The 16,225-nt window shown below is 73.3% G+C and carries 11 protein-coding genes and 1 pseudogene; 9 read left to right on the forward strand and 3 right to left on the reverse strand.

Features of this window, described 5'->3' with window-relative positions:
- Nucleotides 1–132: 132 nt before the first annotated feature.
- Nucleotides 133–939 (reverse strand): GNAT family N-acetyltransferase, encoded by an 807-nt coding sequence (locus tag ACZ4M3_RS30280; RefSeq protein ID WP_467738020.1) that lies wholly within the window; start codon nucleotides 937–939, stop codon nucleotides 133–135.
- Nucleotides 940–1,074: 135 nt separating this feature from the next.
- On the opposite strand from ACZ4M3_RS30280, the gene ACZ4M3_RS30285 reads away from it, so the two are divergent.
- The 6 genes and pseudogenes from ACZ4M3_RS30285 to ACZ4M3_RS30310 all read left to right on the forward strand — a co-directional run bounded on the left by ACZ4M3_RS30285 (nucleotide 1,075) and on the right by ACZ4M3_RS30310 (nucleotide 7,212).
- Nucleotides 1,075–1,464, forward strand: a complete 390-nt coding sequence (locus ACZ4M3_RS30285; RefSeq protein WP_467738318.1) for a cupin domain-containing protein — start codon at nucleotides 1,075–1,077, stop codon at nucleotides 1,462–1,464.
- A 50-nt stretch (nucleotides 1,465–1,514) separates the two neighbouring features.
- Nucleotides 1,515–2,072: pseudogene (locus ACZ4M3_RS30290) on the forward strand (MMPL family transporter); the annotation flags it as partial.
- A gap of 272 nt (nucleotides 2,073–2,344) precedes the next feature.
- Nucleotides 2,345–2,899 (forward strand): GNAT family N-acetyltransferase, encoded by a 555-nt coding sequence (locus ACZ4M3_RS30295; RefSeq protein WP_467738022.1) that lies wholly within the window; start codon nucleotides 2,345–2,347, stop codon nucleotides 2,897–2,899.
- Between the two features lie 100 nt (nucleotides 2,900–2,999).
- Nucleotides 3,000–3,707 (forward strand): hypothetical protein, encoded by a 708-nt coding sequence (locus ACZ4M3_RS30300; RefSeq protein ID WP_467738024.1) that lies wholly within the window; start codon nucleotides 3,000–3,002, stop codon nucleotides 3,705–3,707.
- Nucleotides 3,708–3,895: 188 nt separating this feature from the next.
- Nucleotides 3,896–4,069: a hypothetical protein gene (locus ACZ4M3_RS30305; protein ID WP_467738026.1), complete on the forward strand. Its 174-nt coding sequence runs from the start codon at nucleotides 3,896–3,898 to the stop codon at nucleotides 4,067–4,069.
- Nucleotides 4,070–4,149: 80 nt separating this feature from the next.
- Nucleotides 4,150–7,212, forward strand: coding sequence for a helix-turn-helix transcriptional regulator (locus ACZ4M3_RS30310; RefSeq protein ID WP_467738028.1), 3,063 nt, complete (start codon nucleotides 4,150–4,152; stop codon nucleotides 7,210–7,212).
- 199 nt (nucleotides 7,213–7,411) lie between these two features.
- Here the strand turns inward: ACZ4M3_RS30310 and ACZ4M3_RS30315 are convergent, their stop codons facing one another.
- Complete coding sequence (locus ACZ4M3_RS30315) at nucleotides 7,412–8,752, reverse strand: PQQ-dependent sugar dehydrogenase (RefSeq protein ID WP_467738030.1); 1,341 nt, start codon at nucleotides 8,750–8,752, stop codon at nucleotides 7,412–7,414.
- Between the two features lie 139 nt (nucleotides 8,753–8,891).
- The gene (locus tag ACZ4M3_RS30320; RefSeq protein ID WP_467738032.1) at nucleotides 8,892–9,899 is read right to left on the reverse strand and encodes an aldo/keto reductase; all 1,008 of its coding nucleotides are present in this window, start codon (nucleotides 9,897–9,899) and stop codon (nucleotides 8,892–8,894) included.
- Between the two features lie 73 nt (nucleotides 9,900–9,972).
- Here ACZ4M3_RS30320 and ACZ4M3_RS30325 point away from each other — a divergent pair, with 73 nt between their 5' ends.
- The 3 genes from ACZ4M3_RS30325 (at nucleotide 9,973) to ACZ4M3_RS30335 (ending at nucleotide 16,212) form a co-directional block, all read left to right on the forward strand.
- Nucleotides 9,973–10,920, forward strand: coding sequence for a 2-hydroxyacid dehydrogenase (locus tag ACZ4M3_RS30325; protein WP_467738034.1), 948 nt, complete (start codon nucleotides 9,973–9,975; stop codon nucleotides 10,918–10,920).
- 273 nt (nucleotides 10,921–11,193) lie between these two features.
- The gene (locus ACZ4M3_RS30330; protein ID WP_467738036.1) at nucleotides 11,194–14,097 is read left to right on the forward strand and encodes a putative bifunctional diguanylate cyclase/phosphodiesterase; all 2,904 of its coding nucleotides are present in this window, start codon (nucleotides 11,194–11,196) and stop codon (nucleotides 14,095–14,097) included.
- Between the two features lie 228 nt (nucleotides 14,098–14,325).
- Nucleotides 14,326–16,212 carry an acetolactate synthase large subunit gene (locus ACZ4M3_RS30335; RefSeq protein ID WP_467738038.1) on the forward strand — a complete coding sequence of 629 codons (1,887 nt, stop codon included), beginning with the start codon at nucleotides 14,326–14,328 and terminating at the stop codon, nucleotides 16,210–16,212.
- Nucleotides 16,213–16,225: the final 13 nt, after the last annotated feature.

Raw genomic sequence — 16,225 nt, forward strand, 5'->3', positions numbered from 1 at the left:
GAGGAACGAGGAGGAGCGCCCTTGACGGGCCGGCACGACACGAAAGGACAGTGGACTGACGGGAAACCCCCAGCACCTCCCTCATGCCGGGCAAGGGGACCCCGGCCCCCCCGAAGCCCCCGCCTCGCCCCCTCACCCCTCCCACACGTACGGCACCGTCACCCCCAGCACCTGGAACCCCAGCCGCTCCAGAATGGGCCGGCTGTCGGACGAGGCGTCCACCTGGAGGTACGGGATGCCGCGTTCCGCCGCCAGGCGGGCGCGGTGGGCGACCAGGAGGCGGTAGATGCCGCGGCCGCGCCACTCCGGGGCCGTGCCGCCGCCCCACAGGCCCGCGAAGGAGCAGCCCGGGGGCATCTCCATCCGGGCCGCGCTGACCGGGGTTTCGCCCGCCAGCGCGAGTACGGCTTCGATGGTCTCCGGTCGCTCCCGCAGCAGGCTGAGGATCTGCTCACGTACGCGGGGGCGCTCGGTGCCGAAGGCCCGGGCATGGGCCTCCATCATCAGATCCACCCCCGCCTCGTCCCGCACCACCCGCAGGGTGATCCCCTCCGGGGGTTCCACCGGCAGCGCTGCGAGCTCGGCCGTCCGGGCCACCAGCAGGGTCTCGGGCGGTTCCGGCACGAAGCCCGCCGCGCGCAGTCGCTCCGCCAGATCCGCCGGGCGGTCATGGCCGTACAGCTTCCACTCGAATTCCGTCGGCCCACCGGCCTGCCCCTGCCGCCCGAAGTACGCGATCTGCGCCGCGATCTCGGCGTCCGCGTTCTCCTCATCCAGCTCCGACCAGAGGACGCCGTTCCAGCCCCGCAGCCCGGGCGCCGTATGCCGGACGACCGCACCCACCCGCTCCACCCGGGCCCCGGCCGAGTCGGGCCGTGCGTCACGGCGCATCTCCGCGTCGTAGAGGGCGCGTACCTTTACCAGTTCGTCAAGATCCATCGCTGTAGCCATCCGTGCAGCTGACCACCCGGCCCCTCGCCCGCACAACTGCATTACCCTCACCCCGTGACCGACCACTCCACGACGACCACGCCCACTGCCACTGCCACTGCCACTGCTACGGCCACCCCTGCCATCTACACCGGCAAGGCCGCCCCCGATGCCGCCGCCGACCGCGGCTGGCTGCTCGGGCACTTCAAGGCCGCCGGCGATCCCCGTCACAGCGAGGACGTGGAGATCAAGTGGGGCGTCCACCCCAAGGGCGACGAGCGGACGCAGTGGGTCACCGGAGAAGAGCGCACGGCGCTCCAGGTGCTGATCAGCGGGCGTTTCCGGCTGGAGTTCCCCGGCCGCACCGTCGTCCTCGCCGAGCAGGGCGACTACGTCGTCTGGGGTCGCGGCGTCGACCACTCCTGGTACGCGGAAGAGGACACGGTGGTCCTCACGGTCCGCTGGCCCTCGGTCCCCGGATACCGTGCGGACGCGCCTTCTGACGCAGCACCCGCAGCACCCGCAGCACAGTAGCGGCGGGCCTTCACACGTTCAGGCGTTCCCCGCGACGGGCCGTCTCCCGTGCAGATCGGAACCGCGCGGGCTTCCACGGCCAGGGCGGCGATACCGACACGATCGTCTGGCGGACCCCGGCCCACCAGACGGCCCGTACCCCCGCCGTCGAGCAGCGGATGACGGCAGCGCTGCAGGCGGTGTCCCGGCTGCCCGGCGTCGGCTCGGTGAGCAGCCCGTACGGTTCCCACCCCGGCCAGGCCACGCAGATCAGCCCCGACGGCCGCACCGCCTACGCCACCGTCACCTTCGACGGGCAGGCCGACTCCGTACCCACGGCCCAGGCCCGGGAGGTCGTCGCGGGGGCCAAGAACCCGGCCACCGAGACGGACAGCCTCCAGGTGGAGCTCGGCGGCCGTGCGATCGGGCTGACCGAGACACCCCGTGGCCACTACGCCGAGGTCGTCGGCCTGGTCATCGCGGCCGTCGTCCTCTTTCTCGCCTTCGGCTCGCCCGCCGCGAGCCTGCTGCCCATCGCCACCGCCCTGGTCGCCGTGGGCACCGCTTGGCCCGGCCTCACCCTCCTCGGGCACGCCATGCCCGTCGCCGACTTCGCCCCGATGCAGGGCCCTCGACGCCTTCGTACTGCGGACGCTGCTGGTCCCCGCGATCATGTACATGCTCGGCGGCGCCAACTGGTGGCTCCCCGCGTGGCTGGACCGCCGGCTGCCGCGGATCAGCATCGAGCCGCCCGAGTGCCACGGCCGTGCGACACTGCCCGCGCAGTGGGCCGGCGCCGAACCCGCCACGGCGTCCCGCTGACCCGGCGCCCCGGCGACCAGCCGACCCCGCCGTGAAACACCAGGCCACCCACCCACCCACCCACCGAAGGAACAGCCGCATGTTCTCGATAGACCTCGCCGACGACGCCCAGCTGTTCCCGCTGGAGGTCTGGCACGCCGAGGAGTTCCTGGCCCACATGGACCGCGGCCGCGAGTACATCGGCGAACACATCCAGCTGCCCGACTTCGTCACCGACCTCGACTCGGCCCGCGCCTTCCTCTCCGGCTACGCGCAGAAGACGGCCGCCGACGGCGGCCGGCTCTACGGGATCCGGGTCGACGGGACGCTCGTCGGCGGTGTCCTCTTCCGGATCTTCGAGGCGGAGACCGGCAACTGCGAGGTCGGCTGCTGGCTGGAGCCGGCCGCGGCCGGCCGGGGCCTGGTCACGGCGGCCTGCCGGATCCTCATCGACTGGGCCTTCCGGGTGCGCGGCATGCACCGCGCGGAATGGCGCGCCTCCTCCGCCAACGGCAAGAGCCTCGCGGTCGCCGAGCGGCTCGGCATGAGGCGGGAGGCCGTGCTGCGGGAGAGCTACCCGCACCGGGGCGTCCGCCAGGACACCGAAGTCTGGGCGGTGCTGGCCTCCGAGTGGCCGGAACGCGCCGCGCGCTAGCCGAGACCGGCGGCGGCGTCCTCCCTCCCCTGCGGCCCACCTGGGCGAACGGGCGGAGGTTCTCAGGAACCTCTCAGAAACGCCGCCTACGGTGCCCCGCATGGAGACCACCAAGACCCCCGCCCCCGCCGACGCCAATGCCGACACCCCCGAGGACGTGACGGCGGCAGACACCACGGCCGGCTCGGCGGAGGCCGCACCGGCCGGCCGGTCCGCCGACCTCACCAAGGACGCCGCGGCCGAGACGGAAGCGGTCACCGAGGCCGACGCGACGGACGAGGCCGATGCGACGGACGCAACCGCCGAGGCCGACGAGCTGGACGAGCACGACGCGACCGACGAGCTCAACGAATTCAACGAGCTCGACGAGGCCGACGAGCTCCGCGGGACCGACGAGCGCGCCAGTGGCGTCGGGGCCGCCGCCTGCGCGATCGTCGCCGCCGCGCTCGGCACCGTGGCCCTCAGCGGCAGCTGGGTCTCCCGCGTCGCCGCCGAGCGCGAGAACCTCGCGAACCAGCTCGACCTGAGCGCCACCGCCGACAACAACGAGAAGATCGCCGCGCTCTACAGCGCGCCGTGGCACGCGACCGCGCTCGTCAACGGCGTCCTCGCCACCATCGCGCTCCTGATCGCCGTCTTCGTCCTGGCCCGTCCGGCGTTCGGTACCCCCGGCCGCACCCTTCCCACCTGGATCCGGTCCGTCGCCTGGGCTGCCGTCGCCCTCGCGGTCGTGGGGATCCTGCTCTTCGGGCTCATGTACTTCGACGTCCTCCTCCCCGTCCCGACCGCCCCCGCCCAGCCCGCCTAAGCCCCCCGGCTAAGCCCCCCTCACCCCGCCTAAGCCCCCCTCACCCCGCCTCAGGCGGCCACAGCCCCCGCCTAAGGCCCCCGGCACGCGTAGATGCGGCATGCGCCCGATGTGGCGGTACCCCCTGGGACGCGAATCTTGGACCACACCGAACGAGGTGCCCGAGAAACGCAACCAGGGAGTACGAGATGTTCGCTTACGAGATCACCACCGCCCGCCACGCCGACCTGATCCGCCGCGCCGACCGGTACCGGCTGGTCCAGGAGGCCAAGAAGGCGCGCCGCGCCGCCTCAGTACGGAGCCAGGAAACCGAAGGGGCACCGGTGAGGGGCCAACGCGGCCGCTTCACCCGGGCGGCGTGAACCGCCCGGCACCGCGGCCCACCTGACACGTGATGGGAAGCGCACCGATAACGAGTGCCGCCGGGCAGGGTCCCTGTGCGATGCTCGACGCCGTGGAGACCAGATCTGTCAGCCCGGTGTTCATCGGCCGAGCCGACGAACTGGCCGTACTCGTCGACGCTTTGACGCGCGCCGCCGGACAGGAGCCGCAAGCCCTCCTCATCGGCGGTGAGGCGGGGGTCGGCAAGACCCGGCTCACGGAGGAGTTCCTGGAGGCGGCGCACCGCCGGGGCGCGGTCGTGGCCGTCGGAGGCTGTGTGGAGATCGGGGCGGAGGGGCTGCCCTTCGCCCCCTTCTCGACCGCCCTGCGCAGCCTGCACCGCCGGCTCCCCGACGAGCTGGCGGCCGCGGCCGCCGGCCAGGAGGACGAACTGGCCCGGATCCTCCCCGAACTCGGCGACACCCCCCGCGGGCCGCACGACGAGGAGAGCACCGCCAGGCTGTTCGAGCTGACGGCCCGGATGCTGGAGCGGCTCGCCGCCGAGCGCACCATCGTGCTCGTCCTGGAGGACCTGCACTGGGCCGACGCCTCCACCCGGCACCTCCTCGCCTACCTCTTCCGGACACTGGCCAGCGGCCGGCTCGTCGTCGTCGCCACCTACCGGGCGGACGACGTCCACCGGCGCCACCCGCTGCGGCCCCTCCTCGCCGAACTGGACCGGCTCCGCACCGTCCAGCGGATCGAGCTGCCCCGCTTCAACCGGGCGGAAGTACGCCGCCAGCTCGCCGGGATCCTCGCCGCCCGGCCCGACGAGGACTTCGTCGACTCCGTCTTCGAGCGCTCGGACGGCAACGCCTTCTTCGTCGAGGAACTCGTCGCCTCCCGGGCGAGCGGCTGCCGCACCGGCCTCACCGAATCGCTGCGCGACCTGCTGCTGGTGCGGGTCGAAGTGCTGCCCGACGCGGCCCAGCGCGTGGTGCGCATCGTCGCCGAGGGCGGCTCCACCGTCGAGTACCCGCTGCTGCGGGCGGTCGCCGGACTCACCGAGGACGAGCTGATCGAGGCGCTGCGGGCCGCCGTCGGAGCCAACATCCTGCTCGCCAGCGCGGACGGGGACGGCTACCGGTTCCGCCACTCGCTGGTGCGCGAGGCCGTCAGCGACGACCTGCTGCCGGGGGAGCGGGCCCGCGTCAACCGGCGCTACGCCGAGGCGATGGAGGCCGACGACTCGTTGGTCCGCGCCGAGGAGCGGGTCATCCGGATGGCCGCCTACTGGTACCACGCCAACGATCCCGCGAAGGCGCTGCCCGCCGTGCTCGCCGCCTCGGTGGCCGCCCGGCGCAGGCACGCCTACTCCGAACAGCTCCGGCTGCTGGAGCGGGCCCTGGACCTGTGGGAGAGCGCCCCCGCCGAGGTCCGCGAGGCCCTGCGCCCGGTGGACTACACCGACGTGTACCCCCCGTGCGGCTGTGACCCGGCCACCACCCCGCTGGCCCGCCTCGACCTGCTCGCGGAGGCGACCGTCGCGGCCCGCTTCGGCGGCGAACGGGAGCGCGCCCTGAAGCTCACCAAAACGGCGCTGCGGATCCTCGAAGAGGACCCGGATCCCCTGCGGGCCGCCTGGTTCTGGACCGAGCGCTCCTCCCTGGTCGCCAGCCTCGGCCGGGGCGACGGGTGGGAGGAACTGGCGAAGGCGCAGGAACTCGTCCAGGGGCTGCCGCCGTCGCAGGTCCACGCGCAGGTCCTGGTCCGGGCCGCGGGCTGGGGCATGCTCCACGACCCCGGCCCCGGCAACCTGGCGGCCGCCGAACGGGCCGTCGAATACGCGCACATGGTCGGCGCCGAGGAGATCGAGCTCAACGCCCGGATCACGATGGGCTCCCTGCTCGCCGATGCCGGGGAGCGCGAGCGGGGCCTGGCAGTGATGACCGAGGTGAAGGACCGGGCCACCGCGCTCGGGTACGTCATGCTCGCGGGCCGCGCCCACATCAACCTCAGCTCCCAGCTGGAAAGTCTGGGAAAGTCCCGGGAGGCCGTGGAACTCGCCCAGCAGGGCGTGGAACTCGTCGGCAAGGCCCGGCTCCTGGACATCCAGGCCTGGATCTGGGGCAACATGGCGGAAAGCCTGTACAGCCTGGGCCGCTGGGACGAGGCCGCCGAGGCGGCCCGGCGCACGCTGCGGGTCGGCCAGGGCGCCGCCCCGCGCGGCTCCGGCTCGGCGCGGCTGGCCTACCTGGCGCTGGCGCGCGGGGAGCTGACGGAGGCCGCGACGCAGCTCGCCGCCGCCCACGCCCACTTCGGCACGCACGACACCCAGCCGCAGCACCGGATACCGCTGTACCGCCTGGCAGTCGGGCTGGCCGCGGCGGAGGGCCGGATCGCGGACGTCCGCGCCGAGGTCGCCGACGCGACGGCCGTCGGCTTCCCGCTCGGCCACCACCGCTACGCCTGGCCGCTGCTCCTCGCCGCCGCCACCGCGGAAGCCGACGCCCGCGGCCTGCCGGTCGCGGAGGCCGGCCGCGAAGCCGCCGTGGCCCTCCTGCGCGACGCCGCCCGGAACCTGGCGACCCCGGTGCCGGTGTGGGCCGCGCACGCCGAGTACCTCCGGGCCGAGCTGCGCCGGGCCGAGGGCCGGGACACCGTCCGCGACTGGACCGCGGTGGTGGAGGCGGTCTCCCCGCTGGACCGCCCGTACCTGCTGGCCCGCGCCCGCCACCGGCTCGCCGAGGCCGGCCTGGCGGCCGGCTGCGACCGGGAGCGGGCCGCGGCCCTGCTCCGCGACGCCTACGCCACCGCCGACCGGCTGGGCGCCCGCCGGCTCCGCGAGGACCTGGCCCTCCTGGCACAGCGGGCCCGGCTGCCCCTCACCGCCGCCGAACCCGCCCACCGGCCGGCCGCTCCGCAGGCGGACCCGGTCGAGGCGCTCGGCCTGACCAGCCGCGAGCGGGACGTGCTCCGCCTGGTCGCGACGGGCAGCACCAACCGGCAGATCGCCGAGGAGCTGTTCATCTCCCCGAAGACGGCGAGCGTGCACGTCTCGAACATCCTGGCCAAGCTGGGCGTCTCCGGCCGCGGTGAGGCGGCCGCGCTCGCCCACCGGCTGCGGCTGTTCGGCCCGGTCGTCCACCTGCCCCCACCCGCCCCGGCGGCCCAGGGCCGCTAGCGCGGGCAGACCGCCGGGGCGGTGGGGCATTGGACGCCCGCCGGGCCCCGTCCGGCCCCGCCCGTACGAGCCGAACCGTGTCGCGCCGGCCCGCGGCGTCGTCGGCGGCGAGACCTTCGGGACGAGGGCTTCGGGGCGAGGCCTTCGGTGACAGCGAGCCGCACACTCCCGGGCGAGGTCGCCTCCCGGGGCATGCCGGTCACCGCACGGTCAGGGTCAGGATCCTGTCGTCCCCGGGCTTCGGCGACCCCCGGCCGTCCGTCTCGCTGGTGACCAGTAGCAATCTGTCTCCGCCCAGCGCCACCACCGTCCGCAGCCGGCCGTACGTGCCCTGGAGGAACGCCTCCGGCTGCGCCACCGGGCTCGCCCCCGACAAGGGGATCCGCCACAGTCGCTCGCCCTTCAAGGCCGCCATCCAGATCGAGCCCTGCGCCCACGCGATCCCGCTCGGCGAGGCTTCGTCGGTCTTCCACACCGCCACCGGGTCCCGAAGGCCGGGCTTGCCCGCCTTCCCCTCGGCCTCGGGCCAGCCGTAGTTCCCGCCCGGCTCGATGAGGTTGAGCTCGTCCCAGGTGTGCTGGCCGAACTCGGACGCCCACAGCCGTTTGTCCTTGTCCCAGGCCAGACCCTGCACGTTGCGGTGGCCGTAGGAGTAGACGACGGAATCGGGCTCCGGATTGCCGTGCACCGGCTGCCCGTCGGGGGTCATCCGAAGGATCTTGCCGCCGAGCGATTTCTTGTCCTGAGCCAGCCCCGTGTCACCCGTCTCCCCGGTCCCGGCGTAGAGCATCTTGTCCGGACCGAAGGCGATCCGGCCGCCGTTGTGTATCAGGCCCTTGGGGATGCCCCGGAGAATGGTGTCGGGAGCGCCCAGTTGCTGCCCCTGCGGCCGGTCGGGGTCATAACGCATCCGGGCGATGCGGTTGTCCGACTCGGTCGTGAAGTACGCGTACACCAGGTGGTCCGAAGCGAAGGCGGGGGAGAGGGCCAGGCCCAGCAGCCCGCCCTCACCGCCCGGCGCCACCCCCGGAACCTTGCCGATCTGGGTCACCGTGCCCCCGCCCGACCCCGATCCCACCTGCACCCTGCTGATGGTCCCCTTGTCCCGCGAGGCGACCAGCAGATCGCCCTCCGGCAGCGGTGCCACGCCCCACGGCGACTCCAGGTCCGTGGCGACCTCGCCCGTCACGGTCACCGACCCCTTGGCGGGCGGCGCCGAAGCCTCCGGGGAGCCGGACGGCCCGCCCGAGGCGGCGGTCGCCGTCGCGGCGGCCGCCGCGTCCGGTGGTGAGCCGCCCGGCCCGGGGGACGCGCCGCCCGGCGGTGAACATCCCGCCGCCAGCAAAGCCCCGCACCCCGCCAGGGCGAAAGCCGCCAGCACTCCCCGGGGCCGGGCGTGCGGGCCCTCGTACGACAGGTGTGGTTCCCGGCCGCCTCCGGATCCCCGCGCGCCACCCCGCGCCCGAGCCTGCCCCTGCCCCTGCCCCTGCCTCTGCGCCCGCCCCTGCGCCGCGGCCGCCGGTCCCCGTCCGTATCGCATCGCCCTGCTCCCCTCCGGTCCTCCGACTGTGCCCTTCCATCTGACTCAACAGCCACGGCCGCACCCGAAGTTCCACCGCTCGTACACTCGATCGAGTGGTGTGCGAGCGGCCCCGGAACAGGCCCGGGAACAGGCCCGCTCAGTCCCAGGCTCCCACCGCCGCCGGCAGCCCCGCGATCTCCGCCAGATCGGCGGCCGTCAGCCGGACCTCCGCCGCCCGCGCGTTCTCCGCCGCCCAGTGCGGGCGGTCCGCACCCGGCACCGGCACCACGTGCGGCCCCTGCGCCAGTACCCACGCCAGCGCCACCTGCGCCGCCGTCACCTCCGGCCCGTGCCGCGCGGCCACCCGGCGCAGCCCCGCCACCAGCACCTGGTTCGACGCCATCGCGTCCGCCGTGAACATCGGGTGCCGGGCCCGCACGTCCTCCGGCTCGAAGCCCGCCCCCGGCCGCAGCGTCCCCGTCAGGAACCCGCTGCCCAGCGGCATCGCCGCCAGCACCCCCACCCCCCGCGCCGCGCACCACGGCAGCAGCTGCCACGCCGCCTCAGGCGACCACACCGACAGCTCCGCCTGCACCGCGCTCACCGGGAACACCTGCTGCGCCCGCTCCAGGTGGCGCACGGTCGCCCGGTACCCCCGGTCCCCGCGCCGCCCCGCCCCCGGACCGGCCGCCGCCCCCAGCGCGCAGAATCCGAGCGCCCGCACCTTCCCCGCCCCCACCAGCTCGGCCATGGCGCCCCACGTCTCCTCCACCGGGACGTCCGGATCCACCCGGTGCAACTGGTACAGGTCTATGACGTCGGTCCGCAGCCGCCGCAGCGATGCGTCACAGGCCCGCCGCACGTACCCCGGCCGGCCGTCGGCCACCACGTGCTGCTCGCCCGCCCGCAACCCCACCTTGGCGGACACGAAGGCGTCGGAGCGCCGCTCGCGCAGCACCCGCCCCAGCACGAGCTCATTGGTGAACGGCCCGTACACATCGGCCGTGTCCAGTAGGTTCGCCCCCAGGTCCAGCGCCGTGTGCAGGGTCCGCAGCGACTCCTCGCCGCGGCGGTGCGAGGGCGCGTACCCCCAGCTCATCGGCATGCAGCCGAGCCCGATGGCGCCCACCGTCAGCGGTCCCGCCCCGATCGACCTGCGCTCCACCCCTGAGTCCCCCTCCCGGTCCGGCCCTCAAACTAACGGCTTGATCCTCTTGCCTTCACATAGCCTCGTGATCATGACTGCAACGACCGGGGACGTGTGGCTCCCCTTCCCCGCCGAAGAGGTCGACGGCCTCCCCGACTGCTTCCGCTACCGGCGCTGGGACGGTGAGGAGCGGTTCCCGGCGGACCCCGGGGCGTGCGTCTTCTACGTCACGCCCTACATGAAGTCCTCGGCGGTGACCCTGCGCCCGCTGGCCGCCATGCCCGCCATCCGGGTCGTCCAGACCCTGACGGCCGGCATCGACCACGTCCTGCCCGGCCTCGTCGACCTGCCCGCGGGCGTACGGCTGTGCAACGCGCGCGGCGTCCACGAGGCGAGCACCGCCGAACTGGCCCTCACCCTGGTCCTCGCCTCCCTGCGCGGCATCCCGGGCATGGTGCGCGGCCAGGACCGCGAGGAGTGGCGCTCCGGCTTCTACGAGGCGCTGGCCGACAAGTCGGTCCTGATCGTGGGCTACGGCTCCATCGGCGCGGCCGTGGAGGACCGGCTGGAGCCGTTCGAATGCGGGCGGATCACCCGCGTCGCCCGCTCGGCCCGCTCCGTACCGCGCGGTGCGGTGCACGCCCTCGCCGAACTGCCCCGGCTCCTGCCGGACGCGGACGTGGTGCTCCTCTGCACGCCGCTGACCGAGGAGAGCCGGGGCCTGGCGGACGCCGGGTTCCTCGGCCGCATGAAGGACGGCGCCCTGCTGGTGAACGTCGCCCGCGGCCCCGTGGTCGATACCGGCGCCCTGCTGGCGGAACTGCGGACGGGGCGGCTGCGGGCGGCGCTCGACGTCACCGACCCGGAACCACTGCCGGCCGGGCACCCGCTCTGGCACGCCCCGAACCTGCTGATCACCCCTCATGTGGGGGGCAGCAGCAGCGCGTTCGAGCCACGGGCGAAGCGCCTGGTCGCCCGCCAGCTCACCCGGTTCGCCGCCGGGGAACCCGTGGAGAACACGGTGTTGATCACGGACTGAGGGCAGGATGGTCACCATGTGCATTCGTGCGGGTGCATGCAGTTTCCACCCACCTTCGCCGGTCACTGAGCGTAGAGACTCTATGTCCCTGAGTAACGAAAGTGGTGTATCGTCCGGAAGAAGGGGCTGCGCCACGAACGTCTGGCGCTGGGGAGTGATCGGACCATTTGGGGGGCGACGGGCGATGCACGGCCAATGGACGAAGGATCCGGTGCGGCACAGCCGCCGGAAGCGACGACGGGGTGCCCCCGAACCAGCCGGCGAGGGGGAGCGGTGAGCGCCCCGGGGGCGGCGCTCCTGACCCGGCCGCCGAGCCGCGGCGGGGGCCGGAGCCTGGCGATGCAGCTGCTCCTCGCCGCCATCTGCGCCGGGTACGCCGTCGGTTCGGCCCTCGGCTGGGGCTCCAAGCCGGTAGCCGCCTTCATGGGCGACTTCGGGCTCAGCGGGGCCGCACTGCTCGCCGCCGTCTCCTGCTACGGCTACGCGCGCACCATCGACCGGCGCGAGCGCCCCGCATGGCTGCTGTTCGCCTTCTCCTCCCTGATGGGCGCCTGCGGCAACGCCATCTGGGGCTGGTACGAGGTGATCCTCGGCGGGGAAGTGCCCAAGCACTCACTCGCCGACTTCGCCTTCCTCTGCTTCGCGCCGCCGGCGATCGTGGGCCTGCTGGTGCTCGCCAAACGCCCCGTGACCCGGGCCGGATGGGTGTGCCTCGGGCTCGACTCCTGGCTCATCGGCGGCTCCCTGCTGACCCTGTCCTGGAGCCTGGCCCTCGCCAACGCGGCGCGCACCGCCCAGTCCGGAGCACCCAGCAGCGTGCTGAGCGCCGCGCTGACCCTCGCCTACCCGATCCTGGACATCGCGCTCGTCTCGATAGTCCTGGTCCTGCACTTCCGGCGCTCCGAGACCAACCGGTCCGCCGTCAACACCGCCATCGCGGCGCTGGCCCTGACCGTGCTCAGCGACGCCCTGTTCACCTCGCCGCTGCTCAGCGCCGAGTACAAGTCCGGGCAGCTGCTGGATGCCGGCTGGTTCGCCGGCTCGCTGCTCCTGGCCTACGCGCCCTGGGGCGCCCGGCGCAGCCTCCCGAGCCCCGTCGTCGCGCGGCACCCCCGGGGTGACCGCCCGGTCAGCCGCCCGATCACCGGGTCGCTGACCGCCCTCACCCCGTACCTGGCGGCCGCCGTCTGCACGCTGGGCATCCTGTACAACGTGGTGGACGGCCGCAAGGTCGACCGCGTGGTCGTCTTCACCGGCTGCACGGTCGTGCTCGCCCTCGTCATCCGCCAGGGCATCATGCTCCTCGACAACATCGCGCTCACCCAGGAACTGGCCCAGAAGGAGAACCACTTCCGCTCCCTGGTCCAGGGTTCGAGCGACGTCATCATGATCGCCGCGCCCACGGGGACCCTGCGCTACGTCAGCCCCGCCGCGGCCGGGGTGTACGGCCGCGAGGCGGAGGAGCTGGTCGGGACCGAACTCGCGACGCTGATCCACCCCGACGACCTGGGCCGGGTGGTCCACGAGGTGCGCCGCTTCCTCGCCGCGCCGCCCACCGAGGAACCCACCACCCGGATCGAGTGCCGGTTCAAGTCGGGCGGCGGCGAATGGCTCAACGTCGAGTCCACCGTCAACCGCCACCAGGGCGGCCTCATCCTCAACAGCCGGGACGTCACCGAGCGGGTCCGGCTCCAGGCCCAGCTCCAGCACAGCGCCGAGCACGACGCCCTGACCGACCTGCCCAACCGCGCCCTGTTCACCCGCCGCGTCCGCCAGGCCCTGACCGGCCGCCGGGCCGGCGACCACAGCACCGCCGTCCTCTTCATCGACCTCGACGGCTTCAAGGCGGTCAACGACACCATCGGGCACCAGGCCGGTGACGAACTGCTGGTCGAGGCCGCGCGCCGGCTCCAGGACTCCGTCCGGGCCGGGGACACGGCGGCCCGCCTCGGCGGGGACGAGTTCGCCGCGCTGATCCTCGGTGACGGCAGCCGCGACCGCAGCGCCCGCGAGTACCAGGTGCGCGAGATCGCCGACCGGCTGCGCGCCACGCTCTCCCAGCCGTACCGGATCTCCGGGAGCGAGGTACGCGTCGCCGCCAGCATCGGGGTGGCCTTCGCGGACCCCGGCATCACCCCCTCGGACCTGATGCGCAACGCGGATCTGGCCATGTACCGGGCCAAGGCGGCCGGCAAGGACCGTGTCGAGCTGTACGCGCCGCAGATGCAGGCGGAAGTCGTACGCAAGGCGGAGCTGGCGGGCCGGCTGCGCACCGCCCTGCACGAGGGGGAGTTCGCCCTGCTGCACCAGCCCGTGGTGTCGCTGGCCGACGGGGAGGTCACCGCGGTGGCCGCGCAGGCCCGCTGGCGGTCCGCCCAGGGCATCCTCTTCACCCCGGCCGAGTTCCTGCGCGTCGCCGAGTCCGGCGAGGGCGGGCGCGCCGCTTCGCCGGGCGCCCCGGCGGCCTTCGCCGCGGCCGCGTCCGGGCGCGCCGCCGAGCTGGGGCGCTGGCTGCTGGAGTCGGCCGTGGAGCAGGCCGCGGAGCGGCACCGGGCCGGGCACGGCGTCCCGGTGGCCGTACGGATGACCGCCGAGCGGCTGCTGGACCGGGCGGCGCCCGCGGCTTCGGTGGAGGCCCTGCTGACCCGGCACGGGCTGCCGTCCGGGGCGCTGGTGATCGAGCTCGCCGACAACGACCCCAGAGTGCCCTTCGACGAGCTGGAGCGGCGCCTGGCGGCCTTGCGCCGGCTCGGCGTCCTGATCGCGCTCGACGGCTTCGGCAGCGGCTACGCGGCCATCAGCGCCCTGCGCCGCCTCCCGGTGGACATGCTCAAGCTGGACCGCGGCCTGGTGGAGGGCGTGGTCGAGTCCGCCCGCCTGCACAAGATCACCGCAGGGCTCTTGCGGATCGCAAATGACCTCGGCATGCAGTCCGTGGCCGACGGGGTGGACCTGCCCGAGCAGGTCATGGCGCTGCGCTCGATGGGATGCACCCACGGCCAGGGCATGGCCTTCTCCGGACCACTCGACGAATACAGGCTGCGGCGCGCCCTGGTGCGCGGTACGTTCCCAGTACCGGGCGCGATGGCCCAGCCCGCCTTGGCCGGAGGCGCGCCCAGTGGCTCGATGGTCACCCGTAGAGGCTCACATAATGAGACGCCCGTCCCACCTACTTGACATCGGCCTCCCGCCAGAGGGAGGGTCAATGCCATGCGCACCCGAATTCTCGTACTTGGAAAGCGCGTCGGCTGAAGCTGGGGCCAGTATGTCCCCGCTCCACAACGCCCGACGCGCTCCCCTCGCTTGCCTCCCGGCACGAGGGGTTTTTTGTTGCACTGGCACACGCCCCCGGCCACGGTCCGGGGGATCCCCGCTCCTCGTTAAACCCTCAGCTTCGAGAAGAGAATGCCGATGACCGACCAGGCCACCGGGGCCCACCATCCGCAGCCGCGGCCCCGTACGGGTGGACAGCAGTCCGCCGCAGTTGAGCACGTCACGGGTGCGCAGTCCCTCATCCGCTCTCTCGAAGAGGTGGGGTGCGACACCGTCTTCGGCATCCCGGGCGGCGCCATCCTCCCCGCCTACGACCCGATGATGGACAGCAAGAAGGTCCGTCACATCCTGGTCCGCCACGAGCAGGGGGCCGGCCACGCCGCCACCGGCTACGCCCAGGCGACCGGCAAGGTCGGCGTCTGCATGGCCACCTCCGGCCCCGGCGCCACCAACCTGGTCACCCCGATCGCCGACGCCCACATGGACTCCGTCCCGCTCGTCGCGATCACCGGCCAGGTCTCCTCCAAGGCGATCGGCACCGACGCCTTCCAGGAGGCGGACATCGTCGGCATCACCATGCCGATCACCAAGCACAACTTCCTGGTCACCAAGGCCGAGGACATCCCGCGGACGATCTCCGAGGCCTTCCACATCGCCTCCACCGGCCGTCCGGGCCCGGTCCTGGTCGACATCGCCAAGGACGCGCTGCAGGCGAAGACGACCTTCTCCTGGCCGCCCACCCACGACCTCCCCGGCTACCGGCCGGTCACCAAGCCGCACGCCAAGCAGATCCGCGAGGCCGCCAAGCTGATCTGCCAGGCCAAGCGCCCGGTCCTGTACGTCGGCGGCGGCATCATGAAGTCCGGCGCGACCGCCGAGCTGAAGGTCCTCGCCGAGCTGACCGGCGCCCCGGTCGCCACCACGCTGATGGCGCTCGGCTCGTTCCCCGACAGCCACCCCCTGCACGTCGGCATGCCCGGCATGCACGGCTCGGTCACCGGCGTCACGGCACTGCAGAAGTCGGACCTGCTGATCGCGCTCGGCACCCGCTTCGACGACCGCGTCACCGGCAAGCTGGACAGCTTCGCCCCCTTCGCCAAGGTCATCCACGCGGACATCGACCCCGCGGAGATCGGCAAGAACCGCGAGGTGGACGTCCCGATCGTCGGCGACGCCCGCGAGGTCATCGCCGACCTGATCCAGGCGGTCCAGGCCGAGCACACCGAGGGCAACGCCGGCGACTACAGCGCCTGGTGGAAGGACCTCAACCGCTGGCGCGAGACGTACCCGCTGGGCTACGACCTGCCGCAGGACGGCATGCTCTCGCCGCAGCAGGTCATCCAGCGCATCGGCGAACTCGCCCCCGAGCACACGATCTACGCGGCCGGCGTCGGCCAGCACCAGATGTGGGCCTCGCACTTCGTCAACTACGAGGAGCCCCGGACCTGGCTGAACTCCGGCGGCGCCGGAACCATGGGCTACGCGGTCCCGGCCGCCATGGGCGCCAAGGTCGGCATGCCCGAGCGCACCGTCTGGGCGATCGACGGCGACGGCTGCTTCCAGATGACCAACCAGGAACTGGTCACCTGCGCGCTGAACAACATCCCGATCAAGGTCGCGATCATCAACAACGGCGCGCTGGGCATGGTCCGCCAGTGGCAGACCCTGTTCTACAACCAGCGGTACTCCAACACCGTCCTGCACGCGGACGAGACCGGCCACGACACCGTCGGCTCCCAGCTCGGCGAGTCCGTCGCCCCCCGCAAGGGCACCCGCGTCCCGGACTTCGTCAAGCTGTCCGAGGCCATGGGCTGCGTCGCCCTGCGCTGCGAGGACCCGGCCGACCTGGACCGCGTCATCGCCGAGGCCAACGCGATCAACGACCGTACGGTGGTCGTCGACTTCATCGTCCACGAGGACGCCATGGTGTGGCCGATGGTCGCCGCCGGCACCTCGAACGACGAGGTCATGGCAGCCCGGGGCGTCCGTCCCGACTTCGGCGACAACGAAGACGACTGAGCCGAGAGAGCCT

This window comes from Streptomyces sp. NPDC026522, from assembly GCF_055567555.1.

Coding starts and splice junctions, on each gene's coding strand:
- ACZ4M3_RS30280 (WP_467738020.1), bottom strand. CDS start 939: ATGGATCTTGACGAACTGGTAAAGGTACGCGCCCTCTACGACGCGGAG.
- ACZ4M3_RS30295 (WP_467738022.1), top strand. CDS start 2,345: ATGTTCTCGATAGACCTCGCCGACGACGCCCAGCTGTTCCCGCTGGAG.
- ACZ4M3_RS30300 (WP_467738024.1), top strand. CDS start 3,000: ATGGAGACCACCAAGACCCCCGCCCCCGCCGACGCCAATGCCGACACC.
- ACZ4M3_RS30305 (WP_467738026.1), top strand. CDS start 3,896: ATGTTCGCTTACGAGATCACCACCGCCCGCCACGCCGACCTGATCCGC.
- ACZ4M3_RS30310 (WP_467738028.1), top strand. CDS start 4,150: ATGCTCGACGCCGTGGAGACCAGATCTGTCAGCCCGGTGTTCATCGGC.
- ACZ4M3_RS30315 (WP_467738030.1), bottom strand. CDS start 8,752: ATGCGATACGGACGGGGACCGGCGGCCGCGGCGCAGGGGCGGGCGCAG.
- ACZ4M3_RS30325 (WP_467738034.1), top strand. CDS start 9,973: ATGACTGCAACGACCGGGGACGTGTGGCTCCCCTTCCCCGCCGAAGAG.
- ACZ4M3_RS30335 (WP_467738038.1), top strand. CDS start 14,326: ATGCCGATGACCGACCAGGCCACCGGGGCCCACCATCCGCAGCCGCGG.